Source organism: Vibrio mimicus CAIM 602 (assembly GCF_000338875.1).
Lineage (GTDB): Bacteria > Pseudomonadota > Gammaproteobacteria > Enterobacterales > Vibrionaceae > Vibrio > Vibrio mimicus.
In genome coordinates this window covers 1-25,777 of the sequence record NZ_AOMO01000001.1, presented here as the reverse complement: position 1 = coordinate 25,777, position 25,777 = coordinate 1, and the positions used below count along the sequence as shown (strand labels likewise).

Here is a 25,777-nt window from a genome sequence, read left to right as displayed (position 1 = left end):
GAGCTAGTGTCGCATTTCATCGTTAAGTACGGTGACAACTACAAATCTGGAGCGACACACGAGGTTCGAACTCGTGACCTCAACCTTGGCAAGGTTGCGCTCTACCAACTGAGCTAGTGTCGCATTTCATCGTTGAGTACGGTGACAACTATAAATCTGGAGCGACACACGAGGTTCGAACTCGTGACCTCAACCTTGGCAAGGTTGCGCTCTACCAACTGAGCTAGTGTCGCATCAACAACGTTTTCCGTCGTTTAGGGCTGCGAATTATAAGAGCATTTTCTTTCGATGCAAGAGCTTCTCGTGAAAAAAACTCTTTTTTTTTTCGCTTGCTGAAAAAGCATGCAAGATGTTGAACAATTGCGCTCTTTAAGCGTTTGAAAGCACCGTTTTAAATTTTGAATACCGTCTTACGATAGAACTGAAGCTCAGCAATTGACTCTCGAATATCATCCAAAGCAAGATGGCTACCTGTTTTACTGAACTCTTTTAGTACTTCAGGCTGCCAGCGGCGAGTCAGCTCTTTGATGGTGCTGACATCAATATAACGATAATGGAAGTACGCTTCCAAACGCGGCATATGCTTGTAAAGGAAACGTCGGTCTTGACCAATACTGTTGCCACAAATCGGTGATTTGCCTTCCGGCACCCACTGCTTTAAAAACGCGAGTGTTTGATCTATGGCTTCTTCTTCGCTTACTTGGCTTTGACGCACTCGTGCCACCAAGCCACTCCCGGTGTGAGTTGTGGTACACCACTCATCCATTTTGGCGAGTTCTGATTCTGGTTGATGAATCGCAATCACTGGGCCTTCGGCTAAAATATTTAACTCACTGTCAGTAACAATGGTCGCCATCTCAATGATTTTGTGCGTTTCAGGATCGAGCCCTGTCATCTCTAAATCAATCCAAATCAGATTCTGGTCGCTAAAAGACATAATGGTGCGCCTATAGGGGTTTATTCACAAAAGAGGTACTATACCCAAATTCAGATCGACAGGATACGTATCAAATTGAGATTTGATACGCCACTTAATATCCAGCAGAGAGTAAGTAGAACACTGTGGCAAAAAAGAAAAAGCTCACGCAAGGCCAAGTACGCCGAGTTAGAAACAACCAACACAAAAAACTCAAGCAAGAAGAGTCTATTGTTTGGGATGAAACTTTGCTTGGCAATGCCCAAACCGGGCTGGTGATTACCCGCTTTGGCCAACATGCCGATATTGAAGATCCAGAAACAGGGGAAATCCATCGCTGTAATCTACGCCGTGGCATCGAAAGCTTAGTTTCTGGTGATAAAGTGCTGTGGCGCCCGGGAGCAGAAACTCTCGCGGGAATCTCCGGTGTGGTAGAAGCAGTAGAAACGCGCAGTTCAGTATTAGTGCGCCCAGATTATTACGATGGTCTTAAACCCGTTGCGGCAAACGTGGATCAAATGGTGATCGTTTCGTCCGTGTTACCTGAGCTCTCTTTGAATATTATTGATCGCTACTTGATCGCCTCTGAAACCTTGGGTATTGCACCATTAATCGTGCTGAACAAGATTGACCTGCTCAGCCCTGAACTTCGAGAGCAATACACCACATGGTTAAATGATTACCGCGCTATTGGCTACGAAGTGCTGTATGTCAGTAAGAAAACCGGCGAAGGGATTGCTGATCTTGAAGTGAAGCTACGTGATCGCACCAATGTGTTTGTCGGTCAATCAGGTGTAGGAAAATCAAGTCTGGTCAATGCATTACTTCCTGAATTGGAAGAGCATGTTGAGGAAGGGGCGATTTCTGAAACGTCAGGCTTAGGCCAACACACCACAACAGCAGCTCGGCTTTATCACATTCCGAGTGGAGGTGATTTGATTGACTCTCCCGGAGTGCGTGAATTTGGTTTATGGCATTTAGAGACCGATGATGTCACTAAAGCTTTTGTGGAGTTTCGCCCTTATTTAGGTGGCTGCAAATTCCGTGATTGCAAACATGGGGATGACCCAGGATGCTTGCTGCGTGAAGCGGTTGAAAAAGGCGAAATCAGCGCTCAGCGTTTCGAAAATTACCACCGTATTGTACAAAGCATGACGGAAAACAAGGCTAACCGACAGTATTCGCGCAGTAAAAAAGCCGATCTGTAAGAGCAAATTGTTAGCAAGTTTAGAGCATCTACTGACAGCCGACGCGATTTTCAGTAACATCTCGCGCCCATCACTAATGTATTGGAATGTAAACCATGGATAAGATTAAAGTTGGACTGCAATATTGGATTCCACAACATGGCCTGACCCGTTTGGTCGGTAAGTTGGCGTCTGCGCGTGCAGGCAGCCTAACCACAGCCATCATCCGCTGGTTCATCAAGCAATATAACGTCAATATGGACGAGGCTCTGCACTCTGATCCGACTCACTTCAAGACGTTTAATGAATTTTTTGTGCGTGAGCTAAAAGCTGGCGTGCGTCCTATCGCTGAAGGCGAAAAGGTGATCACTCATCCTGCTGATGCTTGCGTTAGCCAGTTTGGTGCTATCGAAGACGGTAAACTGATTCAAGCGAAAGGCCACACTTTCTCAGCCCAGGAGCTGCTCGGTGGTGATGCAAAGCTCGCGGAAGAATTCCGTGATGGTGATTTTGCCACACTGTATCTCTCGCCACGTGATTATCACCGCGTACATATGCCTTGTGATGGCACGTTGCGCCAAATGATCTACGTACCAGGGGACCTGTTCTCGGTTAACCCCCTTACTGCGGAAAATGTACCGAACTTGTTTGCCCGCAACGAGCGTGTGGTATGTATTTTCGATACAGAATTTGGCCCAATGGCACAAGTGCTGGTTGGCGCCACAATTGTCGGCAGTATTGAACTGGTTTGGGCTGGCACCGTGACTCCGCCGCGTGGCAACACGGTTTATCGTTGGGACTACCCAGCAAACGGTAGCCAAGCTGTGGTTCTGAAAAAAGGCGAAGAGATGGGTCGCTTTAAACTGGGATCAACTGTGATCAACCTGTTTGCCAAACAAGCTATCCGCTTTGATGACAGCATGGCCCTTGGCACACCAACCCGCCTCGGTGAGCCTTACGCACATCAAGCTTAATTCTCAGCATCCCAGCTTCGGCTGGGATGTTTACTTTTGAAGCTCGCCACACATCTGCACTGTCGTTAACTGTAAAAGACAAAAGTTTAACCGCCTTCTAAGACCCATACATTTCAGTCGCTTACTCTAGGCTTTCACTCCAGCGAAGAGGAAGTGCCAATGCCAAAACTGGAACGAGGTCTGCTCGTCAAACTCCTAATTTGTTTTTTACTGCCGTTGGGCGTGCTGTTCATGCCAATTGATGCGATTCCGATTCAGGATCTCACCTTGGTACAACACCGTTTATTAGCCATTTTTCTTCTTGCTGCATTGCTGTGGGTGTTAGAACCTGTCCCCGTTTTTGCCACTTCGATTCTGATCATCGCCCTTGAACTGATCATGATTTCCGATAAAGGCTTGCATGGCTTTCGAGTGCCCGATCCTCAACATCCGCTCGGTGAACTCCTCAAATACACTGATATTTTCAGTGCCTTTTCCTCCCCTATTATCATTTTGTTTATGGGTGGTTTTGCCTTAGCGATAGCTGCGTCTAAATATGAATTGGATAACAACCTAGCACGAGTGTTACTCAAACCTTTTGGCCACCAACCTAAGTACATCATGCTGGGGTTAATGCTGATCACCTCTGTTTTCTCAATGTTTATGTCCAACACAGCGACAACCGTGATGATGTTGGCACTGCTTGGCCCTATTGTTGCCTCTGCACCCAAAGGCGATTTAGGCATCAAAGCTCTGGTGCTGTGTATTCCAATTGCGGCCAACACAGGGGGCATAGCAACACCCATCGGCACTCCACCTAACGCTATCGCACTGCAGTATCTAACGGGCGAAAACAGCATCGACTTTCTGTCATGGATGATGATGGGTTTACCTTTCGTATTGGTACAACTGACGATCGCATGGTTCTTACTTCAGAAGCTTTTCCCCTCCTCACAATCCACAATGACCTTGAAACTCAAAGGCGAATTTCAACGCGGCTGGCGTGCCATGCTGGTCTACATCACCTTTGCTTTAACCATAGTGCTGTGGATGACCATCACATGGCACGGTATGAACACTTATGTAGTAGCTATTATTCCGCTTGCCGTGTTCACCCTCACTGGCATCATGGGCAAAGAAGAGCTGAAACAGATCAACTGGGATGTGCTTTGGTTAGTCGCCGGCGGGATCGCGATTGGTATCGGCCTTGAACAGACGGGACTCGCGCAAGCTTTAGCGCACGTCATCGACTATCAATCTCTTTCACCTATGCTGATTGTAATTGCCCTTTCATTGGTGTGTTGGCTGATGGCCAACTTTATGTCTAACACCGCCACCGCCAACTTGATCATGCCGATTGCCGCAGCAATTGGCACTTCGATGAGTAGCCTTGAGCAGGTCGGCGGCCTACAGGCGCTATTAATTGTGGTGGCTTTTTCCGCTTCACTGGGAATGATTTTGCCCGTTTCGACACCGCCAAACTCACTCGCTTACTCAACGGGGCTTATCGAAAGCAAAGATATGGCCAAAACTGGCTTAGTCATCGGAGTGATTGGGCTTGGCATCGTTTATCTGATGGTGTTCCTACTCGGATAAATTTCCTCTTCCACCTCTCCTTCACACCTTGTCGTCACTATTGATACGGCAAGGTGTGAGCCATCTAATCGCACAGAAATTCGTTTTGTTTTCCTGATCGCTTAATGGCATATTGAGTGCCCTCACAACTCCCAACCGCAAGGATGACGCAATGGGTTACGAATGGCTGGCACTTGCTGCAGCCTGTCTTTGGGCTATCGCCAGTTTACTTTCTATTACACCAGCGAGACACCTCGGCTCTTTTGCTTACAGTCGCTGGCGTATGGGGTGTACCTCCGTCATCTTAACGACCATTGCCCTATTCACTGGAGGTTGGTTAACCGTACAAAGCAGTGCGATTCCAGCCATGATGTTGTCTGGTTTGATTGGGATTTTCATCGGTGATACCGCGCTTTTTGCTTGTCTGAATCGCATGGGGCCAAGACAGTCCGGTTTACTCTTCTCCTGTCATGCGGTGTTTTCTGCCGTGCTTGGTTATTTTCTGTTTAGTGAAAGCATGACCGAGCAAGAGCTATTTGGCTCAACCTTGGTGTTTAGCGGCGTGTTGATGGCAATTTTCTTTGGTCGCCGCGGGCAAGCAGGGCCAAGTTTGGATAGCATCAATGGCAGCGTTTGGGTTGGGATTGGGCTAGGATTAACCGCCGCATTATGCCAAGCCCTCGGGGGTATTATTGCCAAACCGGTGATGCAAACGGAGATCGATCCCGTTGCTGCCTCTGCGATGCGGATGATCACCGCCTTTGCAGCTCACTCTTTACTGCGCTTAACGGGCGCGCGCATTGCTCGCCCAACCCAAAGAATTACGCTAAACATCTTTCTGGTCACCGCGCTCAATGGCTTTATTGCCATGGCCGTCGGGATGACGCTGATCCTCTATGCCCTGCGCGAAGGAAATGTCGGTATGGTCGCCCTACTTTCTTCCACCACGCCGATTATGCTGCTGCCACTACTTTGGCTGTACACCAAACAGTGCCCAAACCGCTATGCTTGGTTAGGGGCTATCGTTGCCGTAGCAGGTACCAGCTTATTGGTGTCTTAAAACCGATTTTGATCAATAGGCTACATTTACTTGCATTGATAGAGAGAATCATTGATCTTAACCGGATGCAAAGCGTCTAGATTGTAGTAAAATTACGCTAATTTTACGTTTCAGTTATTTTGATTTTGACGAGGTTAGAACTATGTCAGCTAAGAAGCCAATGGCTCTGGTGATCCTAGATGGTTGGGGTTACCGCGAAGACAACGCAAATAACGCGATCAACAATGCGCGTACACCTGTGATGGATAGCCTAATGGCGAACAACCCTCACACTCTGATTTCTGCTTCTGGTATGGACGTAGGTCTACCTGATGGTCAAATGGGTAACTCAGAAGTGGGTCACACCAACATCGGTGCTGGCCGCATTGTTTACCAAGACCTGACTCGCATTACCAAAGCGATCATGGATGGTGAATTCCAACAAAATGAAATTCTGGTTGCCGCGATTGATAAAGCGGTTGCTGCTGGCAAAGCTGTTCACCTAATGGGTCTGATGTCTCCAGGTGGCGTACACTCACACGAAGACCATATCTACGCAGCGGTAGAAATGGCTGCCGCTCGTGGCGCAGAAAAAATCTACCTGCACTGCTTCCTTGATGGACGTGACACACCACCACGTAGCGCAGAAGCCTCACTGAAACGCTTCCAAGATCTGTTTGCCAAACTGGGCAAAGGCCGTATCGCTTCTATCGTGGGTCGTTACTACGCAATGGATCGTGACAACAACTGGGATCGCGTTGAAAAAGCCTATGACTTACTGACTCTGGCACAAGGCGAGTTTACTTGTGACTCAGCGGTTGAAGCACTGCAAGCGGCTTACGCTCGCGAAGAAAACGATGAGTTCGTGAAAGCGACCGAAATCCGCGCAGCGGGCCAAGAGTCTGCCGCGATGCAAGATGGCGATGCACTGCTGTTCATGAACTACCGTGCTGACCGCGCGCGTCAAATCACCCGTACTTTCGTACCTGATTTCGCAGGCTTTAGCCGTAAAGCATTCCCTGCGCTTGATTTTGTGATGCTGACTCAATACGCAGCAGACATCCCACTTAAGTGTGCGTTTGGTCCAGCGTCACTGGAAAACACTTACGGTGAGTGGCTATCAAAAGCGGGAAAAACTCAGCTACGCATCTCTGAAACCGAAAAATACGCTCACGTGACGTTCTTCTTCAACGGCGGCGTTGAAAATGAATTCCCTGGCGAAGAGCGTCAGCTGGTTGCTTCACCAAAAGTAGCAACCTACGACCTACAACCAGAAATGAGCTCTAAAGAGCTGACTGACAAGCTGGTTGCAGCGATCAAATCAGGTAAATACGATGCGATCATCTGTAACTATCCAAACGGCGACATGGTAGGTCACACTGGCGTTTACGATGCTGCAGTGAAAGCGTGTGAAGCAGTCGATGAATGTATCGGCCGTGTGGTTGAAGCCATCAAAGAAGTGGATGGTCAACTGCTGATCACGGCTGACCACGGTAACGCGGAAATGATGATCGACTGAGACGGGTGGTGTACATACTGCGCACACTAGCCTGCCAGTACCGCTCATTTATGTTGGTAACAAAGCGATCAGCCTGAAAGACAACGGTAAACTGTCTGATCTGGCACCAACTATGTTGGCGCTGTCTGATGTGGAAATTCCAGCAGAAATGTCAGGCCAAGTGCTGTACAGCTAAGCTGCCTCAAGGATGAAAGCCCTGAATACTCAGGGCTTTTTTGTACCTTTTTCCCATTGAGTGCGATGAGAATTGCAAACTTTTGACATCACAGGCTCGCCTCATGCCAAGCTTTGGGTATACTGAATCACCCTTTTCAATCCACTAACTCCAGATCAAACTCAATGACACCTACTGCGCCGCATGCGATTTTCAGTGACTTTCGAGGTAAAAACCTGACCAGTCGTCTGTTGGCTTGCCTGCTATTTATGGTTGCACCTCACCTTGGAGCCGCAACTCAGCAGGAACTGACTGGAGTAAAAAGTGAAATTTCTCGCCAACAACAATCATTAGCTGAACAACAAAAATCTCTCGATCAGCTACAGCAATCACTTAAGCAACAAGAGCTTGGCATCAACAGTATCGAAAATCAGATCGCCAAAACCAAAAAACGATCTTGAGAATGCCAATCGCAACATTGCTCAGCTCAACAGCAACATTCAAGCACTGGAAACTCAGAAACAGCAGCAAGCCGAAAAACTAGAGCGCCTTCTACAAACGTATTACCTGACGCAACGCTCATTGACGAATGGCCAGTTTTTCCATCGTAGCGCCGATGAAGATCGCATCAGCCAGTACTATCAACATTTGGCAAAAAGTCGTGCGCAAGCCATCGAAGCGCTAGAAAAAACGCGCTCCGATCTCCATGCCAACCAGCAACAAAGACAAGCTGAGCGTGAGCAAATTGAAAAATTACTCGCTGACCAAACTCTACAAAGGGATCAACTGGCTAAAACGCAAAATGAGCGTAAACAGACAGTGAAGAAAATTGAGAGCAGCATTTCTGGCGACAAGGTGTACCTCGCTGAATTGCAGCGCAACGAAACTCGCCTCAAAGCAGAAATTGCCAAAGCCGCCAAACGTAATGCGGTACTGATGAATGGCATTGCGAGTCAACGCGGTAAACTGCCGTGGCCGCTGAAAGGTCGTGTGCTACACAACTTCGGTGAACGCCAAACTGGGCAGATTGATTGGAAAGGTTTGGTCATTGATGCTAATTACGGCCAAGAGGTCAAAGCGGTGTATCCGGGAACGATAGTGTTTGCCGAGTACCTGCGTGGTTATGGCTTGGTTGTGCTACTCGATCACGGCAAAGGCGATATGACACTGTATGGTTTTAACCAAACTCTACTCAAAAAAGAGGGTGATAAAGTCATCGCCGGTGAAACCATTGCCCTTGCAGGTGATACAGGTGGTCAATCACGCCCTGCCCTCTATTTTGAGATTCGCCGCAATAGCCGTGCGGAAAACCCTTCTCAGTGGTTACAACGCTAACGAGCGTAAAATCGTTCCACAACTTGGATAACTTCATCCAATAAAGCTTGGGGTAGATGATTGATGCCACCCGCAGATTCACGGCCACCGCCAGAAGGAAACTGAGCACACAAGGCTCCTGCCCCTCGTTTATCACTCAATGGTGCACGTAAAGAGAGCGTGTAGTGCTGAGCATCCGCATAAGTCACAATCAAATGCGCACGTTGAACATCTTGATTGGCAAGATGATTGGCGAATGCGCCACTGACTCGCTGTGCCGTTGCACAATCAGGCAATATCACCACTGTTAAGCTTGGACTCTGATAATAAGCAGGTTGATCGAGTGCAAAAGCAAAATCTTGCTGATAGGCGCTGCGTAATTGGTAGAAAGGCGAGTTGAGATCGGCTAGCACTGTCCATGGTGTGCCATAAGCCAATAAGGTTTGATAAAGCGCATCGGGCGCAAAATGCAGTTCAGACACCTCACGTCCGTAGCCGTTGTAGTTTATCAGCGTTCCTAATTCACAAAGATCTGCGGTTTGCGCGTCGTCCAAACCCGCTTCATCAGCCAGAGTTTGTGCAACACGGTGTAAGTTATCCCCAAACGCTGCCGCAATCGCCCAGTCACGAAAACGTCCCGCCAGTAGACGATCAATAATCAGCGCGGTACAAACATTAGCATCGGTATCAATATGCGCTTGCAGTGCAGAATGGGTAGGAATGTCACCGGGCTGATGATGGTCGGCATAAAAAACACTGGCTCCCGCTTGTAGCATACGCTGCAAGCCAAGCTGATTTTTAGCCATGGAGATATCCAATACCACCAGCTGATCACCTGCCGTCACTTCAAGCCGATCCAGCAAGGCAATGTCGCGCTTCACTCCGGTCACTAACTGAGTCGATTTAGGATGCGCTAAACGCCATTGCACAAGAGAAAGGATGCCATCGGCATCCCCATTAAACACATCGTAATCCACGTACTGCTTCCTTTCTGCATGGGAATGAGAAGGAAATTATCAAGTTATCAACCTCATGCCCAAGACAGATTGGTTATAACTCATGCTCAGGCATGCATGGCTCGCACACCTTCTTCAAGCAATTGAAGTTGTTCACGGCCAGCTTTAGTGGCACAAGGTTTGACCACAGAAATCATCTGTAACATCCCCTGATGAATCACTTCTTCAGTAACTTGGGTTTTGTGTGACATGGCGGATTGATAACCAAGCCAACTGGAAGCAATGAGATGTAAGGTGCGCACTAACTGTCGCATCTCACCATCACTTAATTGCAGCAACTGCATCTCCACAAAGCCACGCATAATATTGACCAGATTGGTTTGCAACTTCTCTTGTACCCGAATGTAATCATCGTGTAGAGCTTCATCTCGCTGCAAAATTTCCGGTAAATTGGCGTAAAAGAAGCGATATTTCCACATCAGAGTAAAAATCGAATCCAAATAGTGCTTGAGCAGAGAGAGGCTTTCATACTGCCCTTGCAGTGGCGTAAAACGTTCAATCAACTCCGCTGAGTAGAGCGCAAAAATGTCGCGCACTATCTCTTGTTTATTGCGAAAGTGGTAATACAAATTCCCCGGGCTAATCTCAATGTGAGCAGCAATGTGGTTGGTCGTAATATTGCGCTCACCTTGCTGATTAAACAGCTCGAGTGCCGCGTGCACTATGCGATCCTTGGTTTTCATCATGATTCGCTTCGTCTATCTGTCTGGATTACCGAAGTATAAAACAGTCGGGCTCAAGATGTGAAAAGCGTCTGACCTGCAGACGCTTTAACAGATTATTTTTGGTGGTAAGGTTTGGAAAGCTCATGGACTGCTTCGACAAACACACCTGCATTTTCAGGCGGAACATCGAGATGGATACCATGCCCTAAGTTAAACACATGCCCTGTACCACCTTGGCCGAAACCCGCCAAAATGCTTGCCACTTCTTCACGAATCCGAGGTGCTGGTGCGTACAGAATGGAAGGATCCATGTTGCCTTGTAGTGCAACCTTATCCCCAACTCGAGCTTTCGCATCCGCGATATTGATCGTCCAGTCCAAACCTACTGCATCACAGCCCGTCGCTGCGATTTGCTCAAGCCACATGCCACCATTTTTGGTAAACAGCGTCACAGGCACACGACGGCCTTCATTTTCACGAATTAAGCCATCCACAATCTTGTGCATGTATTGCAAAGAGAAGAGTTGGTAGTCACGTGGAGTTAGCACGCCACCCCATGTATCAAACACCATTACCGCCTGAGCACCCGCTTTGATTTGGGCGTTGAGGTAAGTAATCACGCTATCAGCCAATTTATCCAACAGTGCATGTAGCACCGCAGGCTCGCTGTACATCATCTTTTTGATTTTGGTGAAGGCTTTTGAACTACCACCTTCGACCATATAAGTCGCTAATGTCCAAGGACTGCCAGAGAAACCAATCAGCGGCACTTCACCTTGCAGATCCTTGCGAATTTGACGTACGGCGTTCATGACATACTGCAATTCACCTTCTGGATCTGGAATGCCAATCTTATCGACATCCGCTTTGCAGGTGATCGGGCGATCAAAAACAGGACCTTCGCCAGCTGCAAAACGTAGCCCCAACCCCATGGCATCAGGGATGGTCAAAATATCAGAGAACAGGATCGCCGCATCGAGAGGAAAACGGCGCAGCGGCTGTAGTGTTACTTCAGAAGCCCATTCTGCGTTCTTACACAGCGCCATAAAATCACCCGCTTGAGCGCGAGTGGCACGGTATTCAGGGAGATAACGACCAGCTTGGCGCATCATCCATACAGGGGTGTAATCGACTGGCTGCTTGAGCAGTGCACGCAGGTAGCGATCATTTTTTAATTCAGTCATGGTGATTTCCACTTATTCGGCTTCTTTACTTTGGCGCGTATTCTAACACCGTTTGTCCCATAAAAGCGGTTGGCTTTGCAAGCGGGATCAAGTTATTAACTTTTAAATCAATGCTTAAATTGCGTCCAAACCTTAACGGTGTTAAAAATTTGTTCGCTAGCGAAAACTATAATCATAAACTGGGTCTTCGACTCAGCATCTCATAACGACATCTTACTTACCCCCTCCTTAACCGGAGGGTTTTTTTTGCCATTTTTAGCAATTCGCTTGGGTGATATCTACTAAAGTTTGTTCAATCAAAGCACGAGCTATCGTGCCTTTTGGTGCGACAGGGGGGAGATTTTCCATATCAAACCAATCCGCATCACTCAACTCACTGTAATCAGGCTTGAGCTCACCGCTTTGATAATCAGCGAGAAATGCCATCATCATACTGGATGGGAATGCCCATGGTTGGCTGCCAAAATAGCGAATATTGGTCACCTGAATCCCTGTTTCTTCAAACACTTCACGAGCCACACACTGCTCTAGCGTTTCTCCCACCTCAACAAACCCGGCAATCACAGTATACATACCATTGCGATGGCGCGGATGTTGCGCTAACAAGATCTGCTGCTGTTTACGTACTGCGACAATAATACAGGGAAAAATACGTGGATAGTGCAATGTCCGGCAGTCCTGGCATTGCATCGCCAGTTGTTGGTGATTGAGATAATTACGTCCGCCGCATTGCGGGCAGAAACGCATGGTTTGGCTCATGTGGCCGTACTGAACAGCCTTGCTTGCGGCTAAAAATAGGGCTTCATCAACACCCAGCAATTCACGCAACGAACTGAGCGGACGATCTTGTTCAAGATCCGCAGCATTCAGCCAATAGACAGGGGAGTTTTGGTAGTAATCCACGAGGATCGCGTTGCTCAGTGGCAAATCCCACTGCTGTGCACTGCCAAACGGAACTTGCCCATCCACCAGCCAAATGTCACTACCTGAGACAACGCACCAATAAGCGTTCTTGCCGTCACTCTTTTCCACTCTGCTTCTCCTGATTGCTTGCAGTCGGATCATTTTACTGGCAATCTAAATTCACACCACAGTTTGTCAGCACAAGAATTATTGTCTATAACTTTTTGTGAGGGCAGTAGTCATATCTTATTGATATCACTAAAAAGGCAAAGGAACGATCGTCTCTGACGATCCGATCATGAGGACATGGTCATGCTAAGAAAATTCAAAAACGTCCAAAATCAATGGGGTGGTTCTAGCGATATCATTGATCACTGGTTGGACAAACGACAGCATGTGATCGTTGAATATTGTAAGCTGGCAGCGCTGCAACCTTGCGCGAACAAAACAGCTGTCTCTGAACTCCCCTCTCCGCAGGCTTTGTTGTATTTTTGCCAAGAATTGGTGGACTACATCTCTGAGGGCCATTTCAAGATCTACGATATGGTCATGAACAAATGGCAGGCCACGGGCTTTAAAGCCACGGATGAGATCAATCAAGTCTATGGCAAAATAGTCGCCACGACAGAACCACTGCTGAACTTTAATGATCAGTACGCCACCATCAGTGAATATGATGAATTGCTCGATTTGGATCGCGACCTATCTGAAGTTGGAGAAGTGCTTGAAGTACGTTTCTCACTAGAGGATCAATTAATTCAATTGATTGCGGATAGTCTTGCCGTACCGCCCGGCGCTTAGCAAATAAAAGCTCATTACTGGGTTGGTTATTTCTAATGTGATGATGAGTTTCAAAGTTTAAAACACCAATAAAAAAGGCACCCTAAGGTGCCTTTTTTCATAGCTTGATGACTTACTCGTCGTCAGAAGAGAAACCTGCATTCAGCAGTGCAGCTAGGTTATCAGTGGCTTGTTCAGCCGATGGACCTTGCTGTTCTTGTGCACGTTTAGCTTGACGATCTTGGTGGTACGCAAAACCAGTACCAGCAGGGATCAGACGGCCAACGATTACGTTCTCTTTCAGACCGCGCAGATCGTCACGCTTACCAGATACCGCTGCTTCAGTCAGAACGCGAGTGGTTTCTTGGAACGATGCTGCCGAGATGAAGGACTCAGTCGCCAGAGATGCTTTGGTAATACCCAGCAGCTCACGCTCGAAACGAGCTGGCTCTTTGCCTTCTTCAACCAGTTTACGGTTAGCGATCTTCACTTGTGAGTACTCAACAGTCTCGCCAGGCAAGAACTCTGAGTCACCCGCGAAGGTGATCGTACACTTACGCAGCATTTGACGAACGATAGTCTCGATGTGCTTATCGTTAATCTTAACGCCTTGTAGACGGTAAACTTCCTGAACTTCGTTCGCGATGTAAGTGGTCACTGCATGGATACCACGCAGACGCAGGATATCATGTGGAGACTCTGGGCCGTCCGCAATCACATCACCACGCTCAATACGCTCACCTTCAAACACGTTCAATTGACGATGTTTAGGGATCATCTCTTCGTAAGTGTCACCACTGTCACGAGTGATGATCAGACGACGCTTACCTTTGGTCTCTTTACCGAACGATACGGTACCTGAGTGCTCAGCCAGAATCGCAGGCTCTTTAGGCTTACGTGCTTCGAACAGGTCAGCAACGCGTGGCAGACCACCGGTGATGTCCTTGTTACCGCCAGACTTCTGAGGAATACGAGCCAGTGTATCACCCACATTCACTTCAGCGCCGTCGTCCAAGTTCACAATCGCTTTACCTGGCAGGAAGTATTGAGCTGGCATATCAGTACCTGGGATCAGGACATCTTTACCATTTGCGTCAACCAGCTTAATCGCTGGACGCATATCTTTACCTGCTGCAGGACGCGCTGCGGCTTCAGTCACTTCACTTGAAGACAGACCAGTCAGATCGTCAGTTTGACGAGAAACGGTTACGCCATCGATCATATCCACAAACTGTACGCGACCAGCCACTTCAGTGATGATTGGCATGGTGTGCGCTTCCCAGTTTGCAACAGTTTCACCCGCTGCAACTGCATCGCTATCGGCTTTGCTCAGCATAGAGCCGTATGGCAGTTTGTGTTTCTCTTTGGTACGACCAAATTCGTCAATGATGGTCAGCTCAGAAGCACGAGACGTGATAACTAGCTTGCCATCTTTGTTGATTACGAACTTCGCGTTATGCAGTTTCACAGAACCGTTGTTTTTCGCTTGGATGCTGTTTTCTGCTGCTGCTGTTGATGCTGCACCACCGATGTGGAACGTACGCATCGTCAGCTGTGTACCCGGCTCACCGATTGACTGTGCCGCGATAACACCGACCGCTTCACCTTGGTTCACCAAGTGACCACGTGCAAGGTCACGACCGTAACACTGTGCACAACAACCGAAGTCAGAATCACAAGTTACGACTGAACGTACTTGGATTTGGTCAACTGAGTTATCGTTGATCACCTTACACCACTTTTCATCCAGCAGTGTATTACGTGGGATCAGCACTTCTTCTGTACCTGGTTTGAGGATATCTTCCGCAACCACTCGGCCCAGAGCCAGCTCAGTCAATGCAACTTTAACGTCACCACCTTCGATGTGTGGTGTCATCACCACGCCTTCTAAGGTGCCACAGTCGTGCTCAGTAACCACAACGTCTTGCGCTACGTCTACCAGACGACGAGTCAGGTAACCGGAGTTCGCTGTTTTCAGTGCCGTATCCGCCAGACCCTTACGAGCACCGTGCGTTGAGATAAAGTACTGAAGAACGTTTAGACCTTCTTTAAAGTTTGCCGTGATTGGCGTTTCGATGATCGAGCCATCTGGACGCGCCATCAGACCACGCATACCCGCCAACTGACGGATCTGAGCAGCAGAACCACGAGCACCTGAGTCGGCCATCATATAGATGCTGTTGAACGACTCTTGCTTTTCTTGTTCGCCCTGACGGTTGATCACCTGCTCAGAAGAGAGGTTTTCCATCATCGCTTTCGCTACGCGATCGTTGGTTGATGCCCAAATGTCGATCACTTTGTTGTAGCGTTCGCCAGCAGTAACCAGACCAGACTGGAACTGCTCTTGAATTTCGCGTACTTCTTCTTCCGCTTCAGCAATTTCAGTGTACTTAGCCGCTGGTACTACCATATCGTCGATACCAACCGATACACCAGACAGTGCCGCGTAAGCGAAACCGGTGTACATGATTTGGTCAGCAAAGATAACTGTGTCTTTCAGACCCAGCTTACGGTATGCCTCGTTCAGCAGGTTAGAAATTTGCTTCTTACCTAGCTTTTGGTTCACCAAGCTGTATGGCAGACCTTTCGGTACGATTTGCCACAACATGGCACGGCCAACGGTCGTGTCAATCATCTTGGTTTCAGTCGTCAGCTTACCGTTTTCATGCTTGATGGTTTCGGTAATACGTACTTTAACGCGAGCGTGCAGCTCAGCAGTCTTAGTACGGTACGCCTTCTCAGCCTCAGCAGGACCAGTCAGGTACATACCTTCGCCTTTCGCGTTGATCTTTTCACGGGTCATGTAGTACAGACCCAGTACAACGTCCTGAGACGGTACGATGATTGGATCACCTGACGCAGGCGACAGAATGTTGTTGGTTGACATCATCAGGGTACGAGCTTCCAACTGCGCTTCAAGCGTCAGAGGAACGTGTACCGCCATTTGGTCACCGTCGAAGTCCGCGTTATACGCCGCACAAACAAGTGGGTGCAGTTGGATCGCTTTACCTTCGATCAGAACTGGTTCAAACGCTTGGATACCCAAACGGTGAAGTGTTGGTGCACGGTTCAGCAGTACTGGGTGTTCACGGATAACTTCATCCAAGATATCCCATACAACCGCTTCTTCGCGCTCAACCATTTTCTTAGCTGCTTTGATTGTCGTTGCTAGGCCACGAGTTTCCAGCTTGCTGTAGATGAATGGTTTGAACAGCTCAAGAGCCATTTTCTTCGGCAGACCACATTGGTGCAGACGCAGGTATGGACCTACGGTGATAACCGAACGGCCTGAGTAGTCAACACGTTTACCCAGAAGGTTCTGACGGAAACGACCTTGCTTACCTTTGATCATGTCAGCCAGAGACTTCAGAGGACGCTTGTTCGAGCCAGTGATCGCACGACCACGACGGCCGTTATCCAGCAGCGCATCCACAGACTCTTGCAGCATACGTTTTTCGTTACGTACGATGATGTCTGGTGCTGCCAGTTCAAGCAGACGCTTCAAACGGTTGTTACGGTTGATTACGCGACGGTACAGATCGTTCAGATCTGATGTTGCGAAACGACCGCCATCCAGTGGAACCAGTGGACGTAGATCAGGCGGCAGAACTGGTAGTACAGTCAGGATCATCCATTCAGGTTTGTTACCTGATGCAACGAACGCTTCAACCAGCTTCAGGCGCTTAGTCAGTTTCTTACGCTTGGTTTCAGAGTTAGTGGTGTCTAGCTCTTCGCGCATCTGCTCAGCTTCTGCTTGCAGATCCATAGATGACAGCAGATCTTTGATCGCTTCTGCACCCATTTTTGCGGTGAACTCATCGCCCCACTCTTCCAAACGGTCGAGGTACTCTTCCTCAGTAAGCATTTGACCACGTTCAAGGTCAGTCATGCCTGGCTCAGTCACTACGTACATTTCAAAGTACAGCACGCGCTCGATGTCACGCAGAGGCATGTCCATCAGCAAACCGATACGAGATGGCAGAGACTTCAGGAACCAGATGTGTGCAACTGGAGAAGCTAGCTCGATGTGGCCCATACGGTCACGACGAACTTTAGTTTGAGTGACTTCAACGCCACACTTCTCACAAATTACGCCACGGTGTTTCAGACGCTTATATTTGCCACAAAGACATTCGTAGTCTTTTACCGGGCCAAAAATACGCGCACAGAACAGACCATCACGCTCAGGCTTGAACGTACGATAGTTGATGGTTTCAGGTTTTTTCACTTCACCAAAAGACCATGAACGGATCATGTCAGGTGAAGCCAGACCGATTTTGATCGCGTCAAATTCTTCAGTCTTATGCTGTGCTTTTAGAAAGTTTAATAAGTCTTTCACATTCAGCTCCTGTAAGGAGTTAAAAGGGACTCGCTGCGATTGGCAACGAGCACCTTCCTACCGAAACCGGTAGGCTTCCCCTTGCGGGGAAACCTTAGGGTTTATTATTCGTCTTCTAGCTCGATGTTGATACCCAGCGAGCGAATCTCTTTCAACAGTACGTTGAACGATTCTGGCATACCAGGTTCCATCGCGTGATTGCCATCTACGATGTTCTTATACATCTTAGTACGGCCGTTCACGTCGTCCGATTTCACGGTCAACATCTCTTGCAGGGTATACGCAGCACCGTATGCTTCCAGTGCCCACACTTCCATCTCACCGAAGCGCTGACCACCGAACTGAGCTTTACCACCCAGAGGTTGCTGAGTAACCAGACTGTAAGAGCCTGTAGAACGAGCATGCATCTTGTCGTCAACCAAGTGGTTCAGTTTCAGCATGTACATGTAACCCACGGTAACTGGACGCTCAAACGCGTCACCCGTGCGGCCATCGAACAGAGTCAACTGACCTGAAGCTGGCAGATCCGCCAGTTCCAGCATGGCTTTAATAGACGATTCAGGAGCACCATCGAATACTGGAGTCGCAACTGGTAGACCTGCACGCAGGTTTTGTGCCAGTGTACGCACTTCTTCATCGCTCAGCGCTGCAATATCAACGCGTTGACGAGTATCGCCAAGATCATAAACCTTCTGCAGGAACTCACGCAGCTTCGCCAGCTCTTGTTGTTCCTTGATCATTTGGTTGATCTTGTCACCGATACCTTTCGCCGCCAGACCTAAGTGAACTTCTAGGATCTGACCGATGTTCATACGTGATGGTACGCCCAGTGGGTTCAGTACGATGTCAACCGGCTGACCGTTTTCATCGTATGGCATGTCTTCAACAGGGTTGATCTTAGAGATAACACCCTTGTTACCGTGACGACCCGCCATCTTATCACCCGGCTGGATGCGACGTTTAACCGCTAGGTAAACCTTAACAATCTTCAGTACGCCAGGAGCCAGATCATCACCTTGGGTGATCTTGCGACGCTTAGCTTCAAACTTCTTATCGAAGTCTGCTTTCAGCTCGTCGTACTGCTCTGCCAGCTGTTCTAGCTGAGTTTGCAGTTCGTCGTTCTCTAGCGTCTGCTCTAACCATTTTTTACGTTCGATTGAACCCAGTTTCGCTTCAGTGTAACCACCGGCTAGCAGAACAGAGCGAACACGCGCCAGAAGACCGCCTTCCAGAATTTGGAACTCTTCAGTCAGGTCTTTCTTCGCTTCTTTCAGCTGCATCTGTTCGATTTCAAGCGCACGCTTGTCTTTTTCTACGCCATCGCGAGTAAAGACTTGTACGTCGATAACCGTACCTGCTACTGAGTTTGGTACACGCAGAGACGTATCTTTAACGTCTGATGCTTTCTCACCAAAGATCGCACGCAGCAGTTTCTCTTCTGGAGTCAGCTGAGTTTCACCTTTTGGTGTTACTTTACCTACCAGAATGTCGCCGCCTTTCACTTCAGCACCGATGTACACGATACCAGATTCGTCAAGCTTAGACAGAGCCGCTTCACCCACGTTAGGGATATCAGCTGTGATCTCTTCAGCGCCCAGCTTAGTATCACGCGCCACACAAGAAAGTTCTTGGATGTGGATAGTGGTAAAGCGGTCGTCTTGAACTACACGCTCAGACACTAAGATCGAGTCTTCGAAGTTGTAACCGTTCCAAGGCATGAATGCGATACGCATGTTTTGGCCAAGAGCCAGCTCACCAAGGTCAGTTGATGGACCGTCTGCCAACACATCGCCACGTGCCACAGGCTCACCCGGCATCACACATGGACGCTGGTTGATACACGTGTTTTGGTTCGAACGGGTGTACTTAGTCAGGTTGTAGATGTCGATACCCGCTTCGCCTGGGATCAACTCTTCTTCGTTAACTTTTACTACGATGCGTGAAGCGTCAACTGACTGGATCATACCGCCGCGTTTCGCAACAGCTGTTACACCAGAGTCAACCGCTACGTTACGCTCGATACCAGTACCTACCAGTGGTTTCTCTGAACGCAGAGTTGGAACCGCCTGACGTTGCATGTTCGCACCCATCAAGGCACGGTTAGCATCGTCGTGTTCTAGGAATGGGATCAGCGATGCCGCGATCGATACGACTTGGTTAGTCGCAACGTCCATGTAGTCAACGTGTTCACGTGGGTGAAGACCTGACTCGCCTTTTTGACGTGCAGTAACCAGCTCATCAGCAAAGCTGCCTTCTTCAGTCAGCTTAGCGTTAGCCTGAGCGATAACAAATTGACCTTCTTCGATCGCAGATAGGTAATCCACTTCGTCAGTAACGATGCCGTTTACCACGCGACGGTAAGGGGTTTCTAGGAAACCGTACTCGTTGCAGCGAGCAAACGCAGACAGCGAGTTGATCAAACCGATGTTTGGACCTTCAGGTGTTTCGATAGGACATAGACGACCGTAGTGAGTTACGTGTACGTCACGAACTTCGAAGCCAGCACGCTCACGAGTCAGACCGCCAGGGCCCAATGCAGAAATACGACGCTTATGCGTAACTTCTGACAACGGGTTGTTCTGGTCCATAAACTGAGACAGCTGAGAAGAACCAAAGAATTCTTTTACAGCAGCAGAAATTGGTTTCGCGTTGATCAAGTCTTGTGGCATCACGTTGTCCAGATCACCCAAGCTCAGGCGTTCTTTCACAGCGCGTTCAACACGTACCAGACCTACGCGGAATTGGTTCTCTGCCATTTCGCCGACACTACGGATACGACGGTTGCCAAGGTGGTCGATATCGTCCACTTCGCCTTTACCGTTACGAATCGAGATCAGCTTCTTCATCACTTCGATGATGTCTACTTCATCCAGCGTGCCTTGCTCTTCCGCATCTTCACGACCGATTGAGCTGTTGAACTTCATACGGCCAACAGTTGACAGATCGTAACGCTCTGCAGAGAAGAATAGGCTTTCAAACAGTGCTTCCGCTGCTTCTTTCGTTGGTGGTTCACCAGGGCGCATCATGCGGTAGATTTCTACCAGTGCAGAGATGCGATCTGTGGTGCTATCAACACGCAGGGTTTCTGACATGAACGGACCGTGGTCCAGATCATTGGTAAACAGAACTTCTAGCTTCTTGTAGCCTGCTTGAGACAGGTTAGCCAGTGCTTCCAGGCTAATTTCCTGGTTAGCGGTAATGATCAGTTCGCCAGTCGCTTCGTTCACGTAATCTTTCGCAGACACTTTGCCTACGATGTACTCAACCGGAACTTCGATGAAGTTCACGCCATCTTTTTCAAGTTGACGGATGTGACGTGCAGTCACACGACGGCCTTTCTCTACGTAAACCTTACCATCCGCTTCGATATCGAAGGTCGCAGTTTCACCACGCAGACGCTCTGGAACCAACTCCATCATCAGAGTTTGATCTTTCACTTCGAAATTCACTTTTTCGAAGAAGATGTCCAGGATCTCGGCGCTAGTTTTACCTAGTGCACGCAGGATGATCGATGCAGGCAGCTTACGACGACGGTCAATACGTACGTACAGGTTGTCTTTTGGATCGAACTCAAAATCGAGCCATGAACCACGGTACGGAATGATACGTGCGTTATACAGAACTTTACCTGAAGAGTGGGTCTTACCCTTATCGCTGTCGAAGAACACGCCTGGGCTTCGGTGCAGCTGGGATACGATAACCCTTTCGGTACCATTGATTACGAAGGTACCATTATCTGTCATGAGCGGAATTTCGCCCATGTAGACTTCTTGTTCTTTAATATCTTTGACAGTACCTGCTGGCGCGTCTTTATCAAAGATCACTAGGCGTAGTTTAACGCGTAGCGGTTTTGAATAAGTTACACCACGGATTTGACATTCTTTAACGTCAAAAACTGGCTCACCAAGACGGTAGCTAACGTATTGCAGCTCTGAATTGCCGTTATAGCTCTGAATTGGAAATACAGAACGAAAAGCGGCTTCAAGACCGTATTGTCCTTCAGGATCCTGTTCGATGAACTTTTCGAACGAATCGAGCTGGATCGATAGCAGGTATGGAATGTCCAACACTTGTGGACGAGTACCAAAGTCCTTACGGATGCGCTTTTTCTCGGTATAAGAGTAAACCATGGGGTTCCTCAGCTCGCTGATAAGTGACCCAAACTGTCCGCCTTTCAGGTTAAAAAGGGTGAGGACAGTGACTAATCGCTGTTTACTGTAGTGTGAATTCATTGCGTTGAAATGAACTCATTTGCATGAATATGGAACGCTTAAACAGCGGGAAAATTCGTCCATACCCTACAGCGCAAAAAGGCCGGTGGTCATTAAACCACCAGCCATTAGCCTTTCGGCTAAGAAATTAAGTAAGAATTACTTAACTTCAACAGTTGCACCAGCTTCTTCAAGCTCTTTCTTCAGTGCTTCTGCTTCTTCTTTAGATACAGCTTCTTTAACAGTTGCTGGAGCGCCGTCTACAAGAGCTTTAGCTTCTTTCAGACCTAGGCCAGTTGCGCCACGTACTGCTTTGATAACAGCAACTTTGTTCGCGCCTGCAGCAGACAGAACTACGTTGAATTCAGTTTGCTCTTCAGCAGCAGCGCCGCCAGCAGCTGGACCAGCTACAACTGCAGCTGCAGCAGAAACACCGAACTTCTCTTCCATAGCAGAGATCAGTTCAACAACTTGCATTACAGACATTTCTGCAATAGCGTCTAGGATTTGCTCGTTAGTAATAGACATAACAATTCTCTTTTAAGTCAACAATAAGTTTATTTAGCAACCAGTAAAAAGCAAAAGCGATTTTGCTTATGCAGCTTCTTTTTGATCGCGGACAGCAGCGATTGTACGAACCAGCTTGCCAGCAGAAGCTTCTTTCATGCACATCATCAGGCGTGCAATCGCTTCGTCGTAAGTTGGTAGTGTCGCTAGTACTTCAGGGTCAGTCAGTACGCCTTCAAATGCAGCTGCTTTGATTTCAAATGCTTTGTTCTCTTTAGCGAAGTCTTTAAAAAGACGCGCTGCAGCACCTGGGTGCTCGTTAGAGAAGCCGATCAAAGTAGGACCTACGAATACGTCTTTCAGACATTCGTAAGCTGTGCCTTCTACTGCGCGACGTGCCAGTGTGTTACGAACAACTTTCAGGTAAACGCCCGCTTCACGAGCTTGTTTACGCAGATTAGTCATCGCAGCAACTTGAACACCACGAGAGTCAGCAACAACTGCAGAAAGTGCACCACTGGCCGCTTCGTTGACTTCAGCAACAATTGCTTTTTTGTCTTGAAGATTTAAAGCCATCTTGGATTAACTCCTGGTTGTCGTTACACCGCTCACTATTATCAACAACAGTGAGAGCTTTTTTGGTGCAGTCCCAGAAGAAAGGTAACTTAAAAAGTAGATCTTTCTGTCAGTTCGGGCACCATCTACGTAGGTTTTATTAAGTTATCCGAAGATAACGCCTACGGTCTTGGACGGAGACTGGTTTCTCACCACAAGGGTAAAAGTTCAGCCCCAACCACAAATATTAGGCGCAGAATTATACACAAATTCTGCGCCTAAGCAAATGCATTAAGCTTGTGCGCTCAGAGTATTCTGATCGACAGCAACGCCAGCACCCATAGTAGTAGAGATGCTTACCTTCTTCACGAAAACGCCTTTCGCAGAAGATGGTTTTGCTTTTTTCAGAGCAACCAACAGAGCTTCTAAGTTCTCTTTCAGTTGTTCAGTTTCGAACGATACCTTACCGATAGTGGTATGGATGATACCGTTCTTGTCGTTACGGTAACGAACCTGACCAGCTTTCGCGTTCTTAACCGCTTCAGCAACGTTAGGAGTTACAGTACCAACTTTCGGGTTTGGCATCAGACCACGTGGGCCTAGGATAGTACCTAGTTGACCAACAACGCGCATTGCATCTGGAGATGCGATAACTACGTCGAAGTTCATTTCGCCTTTTTTCACTAGGTCAGCCAGATCTTCCATACCAACTAGTTCCGCACCAGCAGCTTTAGCCGCTTCAGCGTTAGCACCTTGAGTGAATACCGCTACGCGGATGTCACGGCCAGTACCGTGTGGCAGTACAGTAGCGCCACGAACGTTTTGGTCAGATTTACGAGCATCGATACCCAGGTTAACAGCAACGTCAACTGATTCAACGAACTTCGCTGTTGCTAGCTCTTTCAGCAGAGCAACGGCTTCGTTGATGTCGTACTCTTTAGTTACATCCACTTTTGCGCGGATAGTACGCATACGCTTAGTTAGTTTTGCCATTGTATTAACCCTCAACCACTAGGCCCATTGAGCGAGCAGTACCTGCGATAGAACGCTTCATCGCTTCGATATCAGCACCAGTCATATCAGCTGCTTTAGTTGCAGCGATTTCTTGGATTTGAGCGTCAGTGATTGTGCCCACTTTAGCAGTGTTAGGACGTGCAGAACCAGACTTGATGCCAGCTGCTTTCTTCAGAAGAACTGCTGCTGGTGGAGTCTTGATTTCGAACGTGAAAGAACGGTCGCTGTATACAGTAATAACTACTGGAGTTGGCAGACCTTTCTCTAGAGATTCTGTACGTGCGTTGAACGCTTTACAGAATTCCATGATGTTAACACCACGTTGACCCAGAGCTGGACCTACTGGTGGACTTGGGTTTGCCATGCCAGCTGCAACTTGCAGCTTTACATAAGCTTCAACTTTCTTAGCCATGATATTTCCTACATTATGGGTACAAACGCTAATCGATTGATCAGCTCCCCGAGTTTCATAAAGAACCTGTAAAAAGGCGCGAAATTATAGTCATAATCCACGCCTCAGACAAGCCTAAAGAGATGCTTTTTTAATCAAGCTTTTCAACTTGACCAAATTCGAGTTCAACAGGTGTTGCACGACCAAAGATCGAAACCGACACTTTCAAACGGCTCTTCTCGTAATCCACTTCTTCAACGGTACCGTTGAAGTCAGCAAATGGGCCGTCGTTAACACGCACGACTTCACCCGCTTCAAACATGGTTTTTGGACGCGGTGCTTCGCTGGCTTTTTCAAGACGGTTCAGAATCGCATCTGCTTCCTTATCTGTGATAGGAGCTGGACGATCCGATGTACCACCGATGAATCCCATTACGCGAGGTACGCTACGTACCAAGTGCCAAGATTCATCATTCATGATCATCTGCACTAGCACATAACCTGGGAAGAATTTACGTTCGCTTTTGCGGCGTTGGCCTGCGCGCATTTCTACCACTTCTTCTGTTGGTACTAACACTTCACCAAACAGCTCTTCCATACCATGCATTTTGATATGTTCACGAAGTGACTGAGCAACACGTCCTTCAAATCCCGAGAAGGCTTGAACTACATACCAGCGTTTTTTGGGAGCTTCACTCATGTATTAAACCCTCTACTATACTCCGGTCACAAAGGCCACTAGACGAACCATAATGCCGTCAATACCCCAAAGTGCCAGAGCCATTACAATACTTACTGCTAAAACGATTAATGTGGTTTGCATGGTTTCTTGGCGTGTAGGCCAAACCACTTTACGAACTTCCATACGAGATTCGCGTGCAAAAACGATCGCTTCTTTGCCTTTTGTTGTTGTCGCAGCAACACCGAGTGCTGCAGCAATCAACACAATTACACCTGCGGCGCGAGCCACCACAGACAGTTCACCATACAGGTAATTACCCACAACAGCGGCAACCAGCAGAACAAAAGTGATTACCCACTTCAGAGTGTCTGCTGCATTTGAGCTATCAGGAGCTTCAGCGTTGTTTGCTTTCATAAACCAACCTGTCACAAATCTGACTTCTAGACGACAACGACCCCGCTGTTGCAGGGCAAATCCATTCGGTCAACGCAATGCGTTGATTCCATACTAAAGAGCGAGAAAATACTCTCTCAACCCCAAATCTTGACTGCGTTTGATCAATAAATCGACACATTATTGCGCAGCGCAGAAAAAGGGCATCAAATGATGCCCTTTTTAGTAGTGCTTAGTCAAATAATTAAGCGATGATCTTAGCTACAACACCAGCACCTACAGTACGGCCACCTTCACGGATAGCGAAGCGTAGACCTTCGTCCATCGCGATTGGTGCAATCAGGTCTACAACCATCTTGATGTTGTCGCCTGGCATTACCATTTCTACGCCTTCTGGAAGCTCGATGCTGCCTGTTACGTCAGTTGTACGGAAGTAGAACTGTGGACGGTAACCTTTGAAGAATGGAGTATGACGGCCAC

19 protein-coding genes, 2 tRNA genes and 2 pseudogenes are annotated in these 25,777 nt (G+C 48.0%); 7 read left to right on the top strand and 16 right to left on the bottom strand.

The window, feature by feature from the left end:
- Positions 1 to 47 precede the first annotated feature (47 nt).
- The 3 genes from D908_RS18585 to orn form a co-directional block, all read right to left on the bottom strand.
- Positions 48 to 123, bottom strand: a tRNA-Gly gene (locus D908_RS18585).
- 34 nt (positions 124 to 157) lie between these two features.
- Positions 158 to 233: transfer RNA gene (locus D908_RS18590), tRNA-Gly, on the bottom strand.
- A 158-nt stretch (positions 234 to 391) separates the two neighbouring features.
- Positions 392 to 937 (bottom strand): oligoribonuclease, encoded by a 546-nt coding sequence (gene orn, locus D908_RS18595; RefSeq protein ID WP_005521941.1) that lies wholly within the window; start codon positions 935 to 937, stop codon positions 392 to 394.
- A gap of 125 nt (positions 938 to 1,062) precedes the next feature.
- Here orn and rsgA point away from each other — a divergent pair, with 125 nt between their 5' ends.
- The 6 genes and pseudogenes from rsgA to D908_RS0118695 all read left to right on the top strand — a co-directional run bounded on the left by rsgA (position 1,063) and on the right by D908_RS0118695 (position 8,678).
- Complete coding sequence (gene rsgA / locus D908_RS18600) at positions 1,063 to 2,124, top strand: small ribosomal subunit biogenesis GTPase RsgA (protein WP_005521940.1); 1,062 nt, start codon at positions 1,063 to 1,065, stop codon at positions 2,122 to 2,124.
- Positions 2,125 to 2,219: 95 nt separating this feature from the next.
- Positions 2,220 to 3,077, top strand: a complete 858-nt coding sequence (gene asd / locus D908_RS18605; protein ID WP_000357927.1) for an archaetidylserine decarboxylase — start codon at positions 2,220 to 2,222, stop codon at positions 3,075 to 3,077.
- A 159-nt stretch (positions 3,078 to 3,236) separates the two neighbouring features.
- A complete protein-coding gene (locus tag D908_RS18610; protein WP_005521939.1) occupies positions 3,237 to 4,652 on the top strand; it encodes an SLC13 family permease in 1,416 nt (471 codons plus the stop codon).
- A 151-nt stretch (positions 4,653 to 4,803) separates the two neighbouring features.
- Entirely contained in the window at positions 4,804 to 5,691 is an 888-nt protein-coding gene (locus D908_RS18615; protein WP_000540252.1) for a DMT family transporter, read from the top strand.
- Positions 5,692 to 5,833: 142 nt separating this feature from the next.
- Positions 5,834 to 7,364: pseudogene (gene gpmM / locus D908_RS18620) on the top strand (2,3-bisphosphoglycerate-independent phosphoglycerate mutase).
- 164 nt (positions 7,365 to 7,528) lie between these two features.
- A pseudogene (locus D908_RS0118695) lies at positions 7,529 to 8,678 on the top strand (murein hydrolase activator EnvC family protein).
- Here D908_RS0118695 and D908_RS18625 read toward each other — a convergent pair.
- The 4 genes from D908_RS18625 to nudC all read right to left on the bottom strand — a co-directional run bounded on the left by D908_RS18625 (position 8,675) and on the right by nudC (position 12,554).
- Positions 8,675 to 9,634, bottom strand: a complete 960-nt coding sequence (locus tag D908_RS18625) for a hypothetical protein (protein ID WP_005521937.1) — start codon at positions 9,632 to 9,634, stop codon at positions 8,675 to 8,677. The pseudogene D908_RS0118695 and the gene D908_RS18625 overlap by 4 nt on opposite strands.
- Before the next feature lie 86 nt (positions 9,635 to 9,720).
- Positions 9,721 to 10,356, bottom strand: a complete 636-nt coding sequence (locus D908_RS18630; protein ID WP_005521936.1) for a TetR/AcrR family transcriptional regulator — start codon at positions 10,354 to 10,356, stop codon at positions 9,721 to 9,723.
- 95 nt (positions 10,357 to 10,451) lie between these two features.
- The gene (gene hemE, locus D908_RS18635) at positions 10,452 to 11,522 is read right to left on the bottom strand and encodes a uroporphyrinogen decarboxylase (RefSeq protein ID WP_005521935.1); all 1,071 of its coding nucleotides are present in this window, start codon (positions 11,520 to 11,522) and stop codon (positions 10,452 to 10,454) included.
- A 255-nt stretch (positions 11,523 to 11,777) separates the two neighbouring features.
- Positions 11,778 to 12,554 (bottom strand): NAD(+) diphosphatase, encoded by a 777-nt coding sequence (nudC, locus tag D908_RS18640; protein ID WP_005521933.1) that lies wholly within the window; start codon positions 12,552 to 12,554, stop codon positions 11,778 to 11,780.
- Between the two features lie 177 nt (positions 12,555 to 12,731).
- On the opposite strand from nudC, the gene D908_RS18645 reads away from it, so the two are divergent.
- Positions 12,732 to 13,226 carry an Rsd/AlgQ family anti-sigma factor gene (locus D908_RS18645; RefSeq protein ID WP_005521928.1) on the top strand — a complete coding sequence of 165 codons (495 nt, stop codon included), beginning with the start codon at positions 12,732 to 12,734 and terminating at the stop codon, positions 13,224 to 13,226.
- 112 nt (positions 13,227 to 13,338) lie between these two features.
- Here D908_RS18645 and rpoC read toward each other — a convergent pair whose 3' ends face one another.
- From rpoC to D908_RS18685, 9 genes are all read right to left on the bottom strand, one after another.
- Positions 13,339 to 17,544 carry a DNA-directed RNA polymerase subunit beta' gene (gene rpoC / locus D908_RS18650; protein ID WP_000654001.1) on the bottom strand — a complete coding sequence of 1,402 codons (4,206 nt, stop codon included), beginning with the start codon at positions 17,542 to 17,544 and terminating at the stop codon, positions 13,339 to 13,341.
- Between the two features lie 104 nt (positions 17,545 to 17,648).
- Positions 17,649 to 21,674 carry a DNA-directed RNA polymerase subunit beta gene (gene rpoB / locus D908_RS18655; RefSeq protein WP_000263111.1) on the bottom strand — a complete coding sequence of 1,342 codons (4,026 nt, stop codon included), beginning with the start codon at positions 21,672 to 21,674 and terminating at the stop codon, positions 17,649 to 17,651.
- Positions 21,675 to 21,914: 240 nt separating this feature from the next.
- Complete coding sequence (rplL, locus tag D908_RS0118690) at positions 21,915 to 22,283, bottom strand: 50S ribosomal protein L7/L12 (protein WP_000028971.1); 369 nt, start codon at positions 22,281 to 22,283, stop codon at positions 21,915 to 21,917.
- Positions 22,284 to 22,349: 66 nt separating this feature from the next.
- Positions 22,350 to 22,838, bottom strand: coding sequence for a 50S ribosomal protein L10 (rplJ, locus tag D908_RS18660; protein ID WP_001207198.1), 489 nt, complete (start codon positions 22,836 to 22,838; stop codon positions 22,350 to 22,352).
- Positions 22,839 to 23,108: 270 nt separating this feature from the next.
- Complete coding sequence (gene rplA, locus D908_RS18665; protein WP_001096667.1) at positions 23,109 to 23,810, bottom strand: 50S ribosomal protein L1; 702 nt, start codon at positions 23,808 to 23,810, stop codon at positions 23,109 to 23,111.
- A gap of 4 nt (positions 23,811 to 23,814) precedes the next feature.
- Positions 23,815 to 24,243 carry a 50S ribosomal protein L11 gene (gene rplK / locus D908_RS18670; protein WP_001085797.1) on the bottom strand — a complete coding sequence of 143 codons (429 nt, stop codon included), beginning with the start codon at positions 24,241 to 24,243 and terminating at the stop codon, positions 23,815 to 23,817.
- A gap of 130 nt (positions 24,244 to 24,373) precedes the next feature.
- On the bottom strand, positions 24,374 to 24,922 hold the full coding sequence (nusG, locus tag D908_RS18675) for a transcription termination/antitermination protein NusG (protein WP_001287510.1): 549 nt from the start codon (positions 24,920 to 24,922) through the stop codon (positions 24,374 to 24,376).
- A gap of 15 nt (positions 24,923 to 24,937) precedes the next feature.
- Entirely contained in the window at positions 24,938 to 25,318 is a 381-nt protein-coding gene (gene secE / locus D908_RS18680) for a preprotein translocase subunit SecE (RefSeq protein ID WP_000646631.1), read from the bottom strand.
- A gap of 223 nt (positions 25,319 to 25,541) precedes the next feature.
- The coding region (locus tag D908_RS18685; protein ID WP_005521921.1) for an EF-Tu C-terminal domain-related protein at positions 25,542 to 25,777 on the bottom strand (236 nt) is incomplete at its 5' end.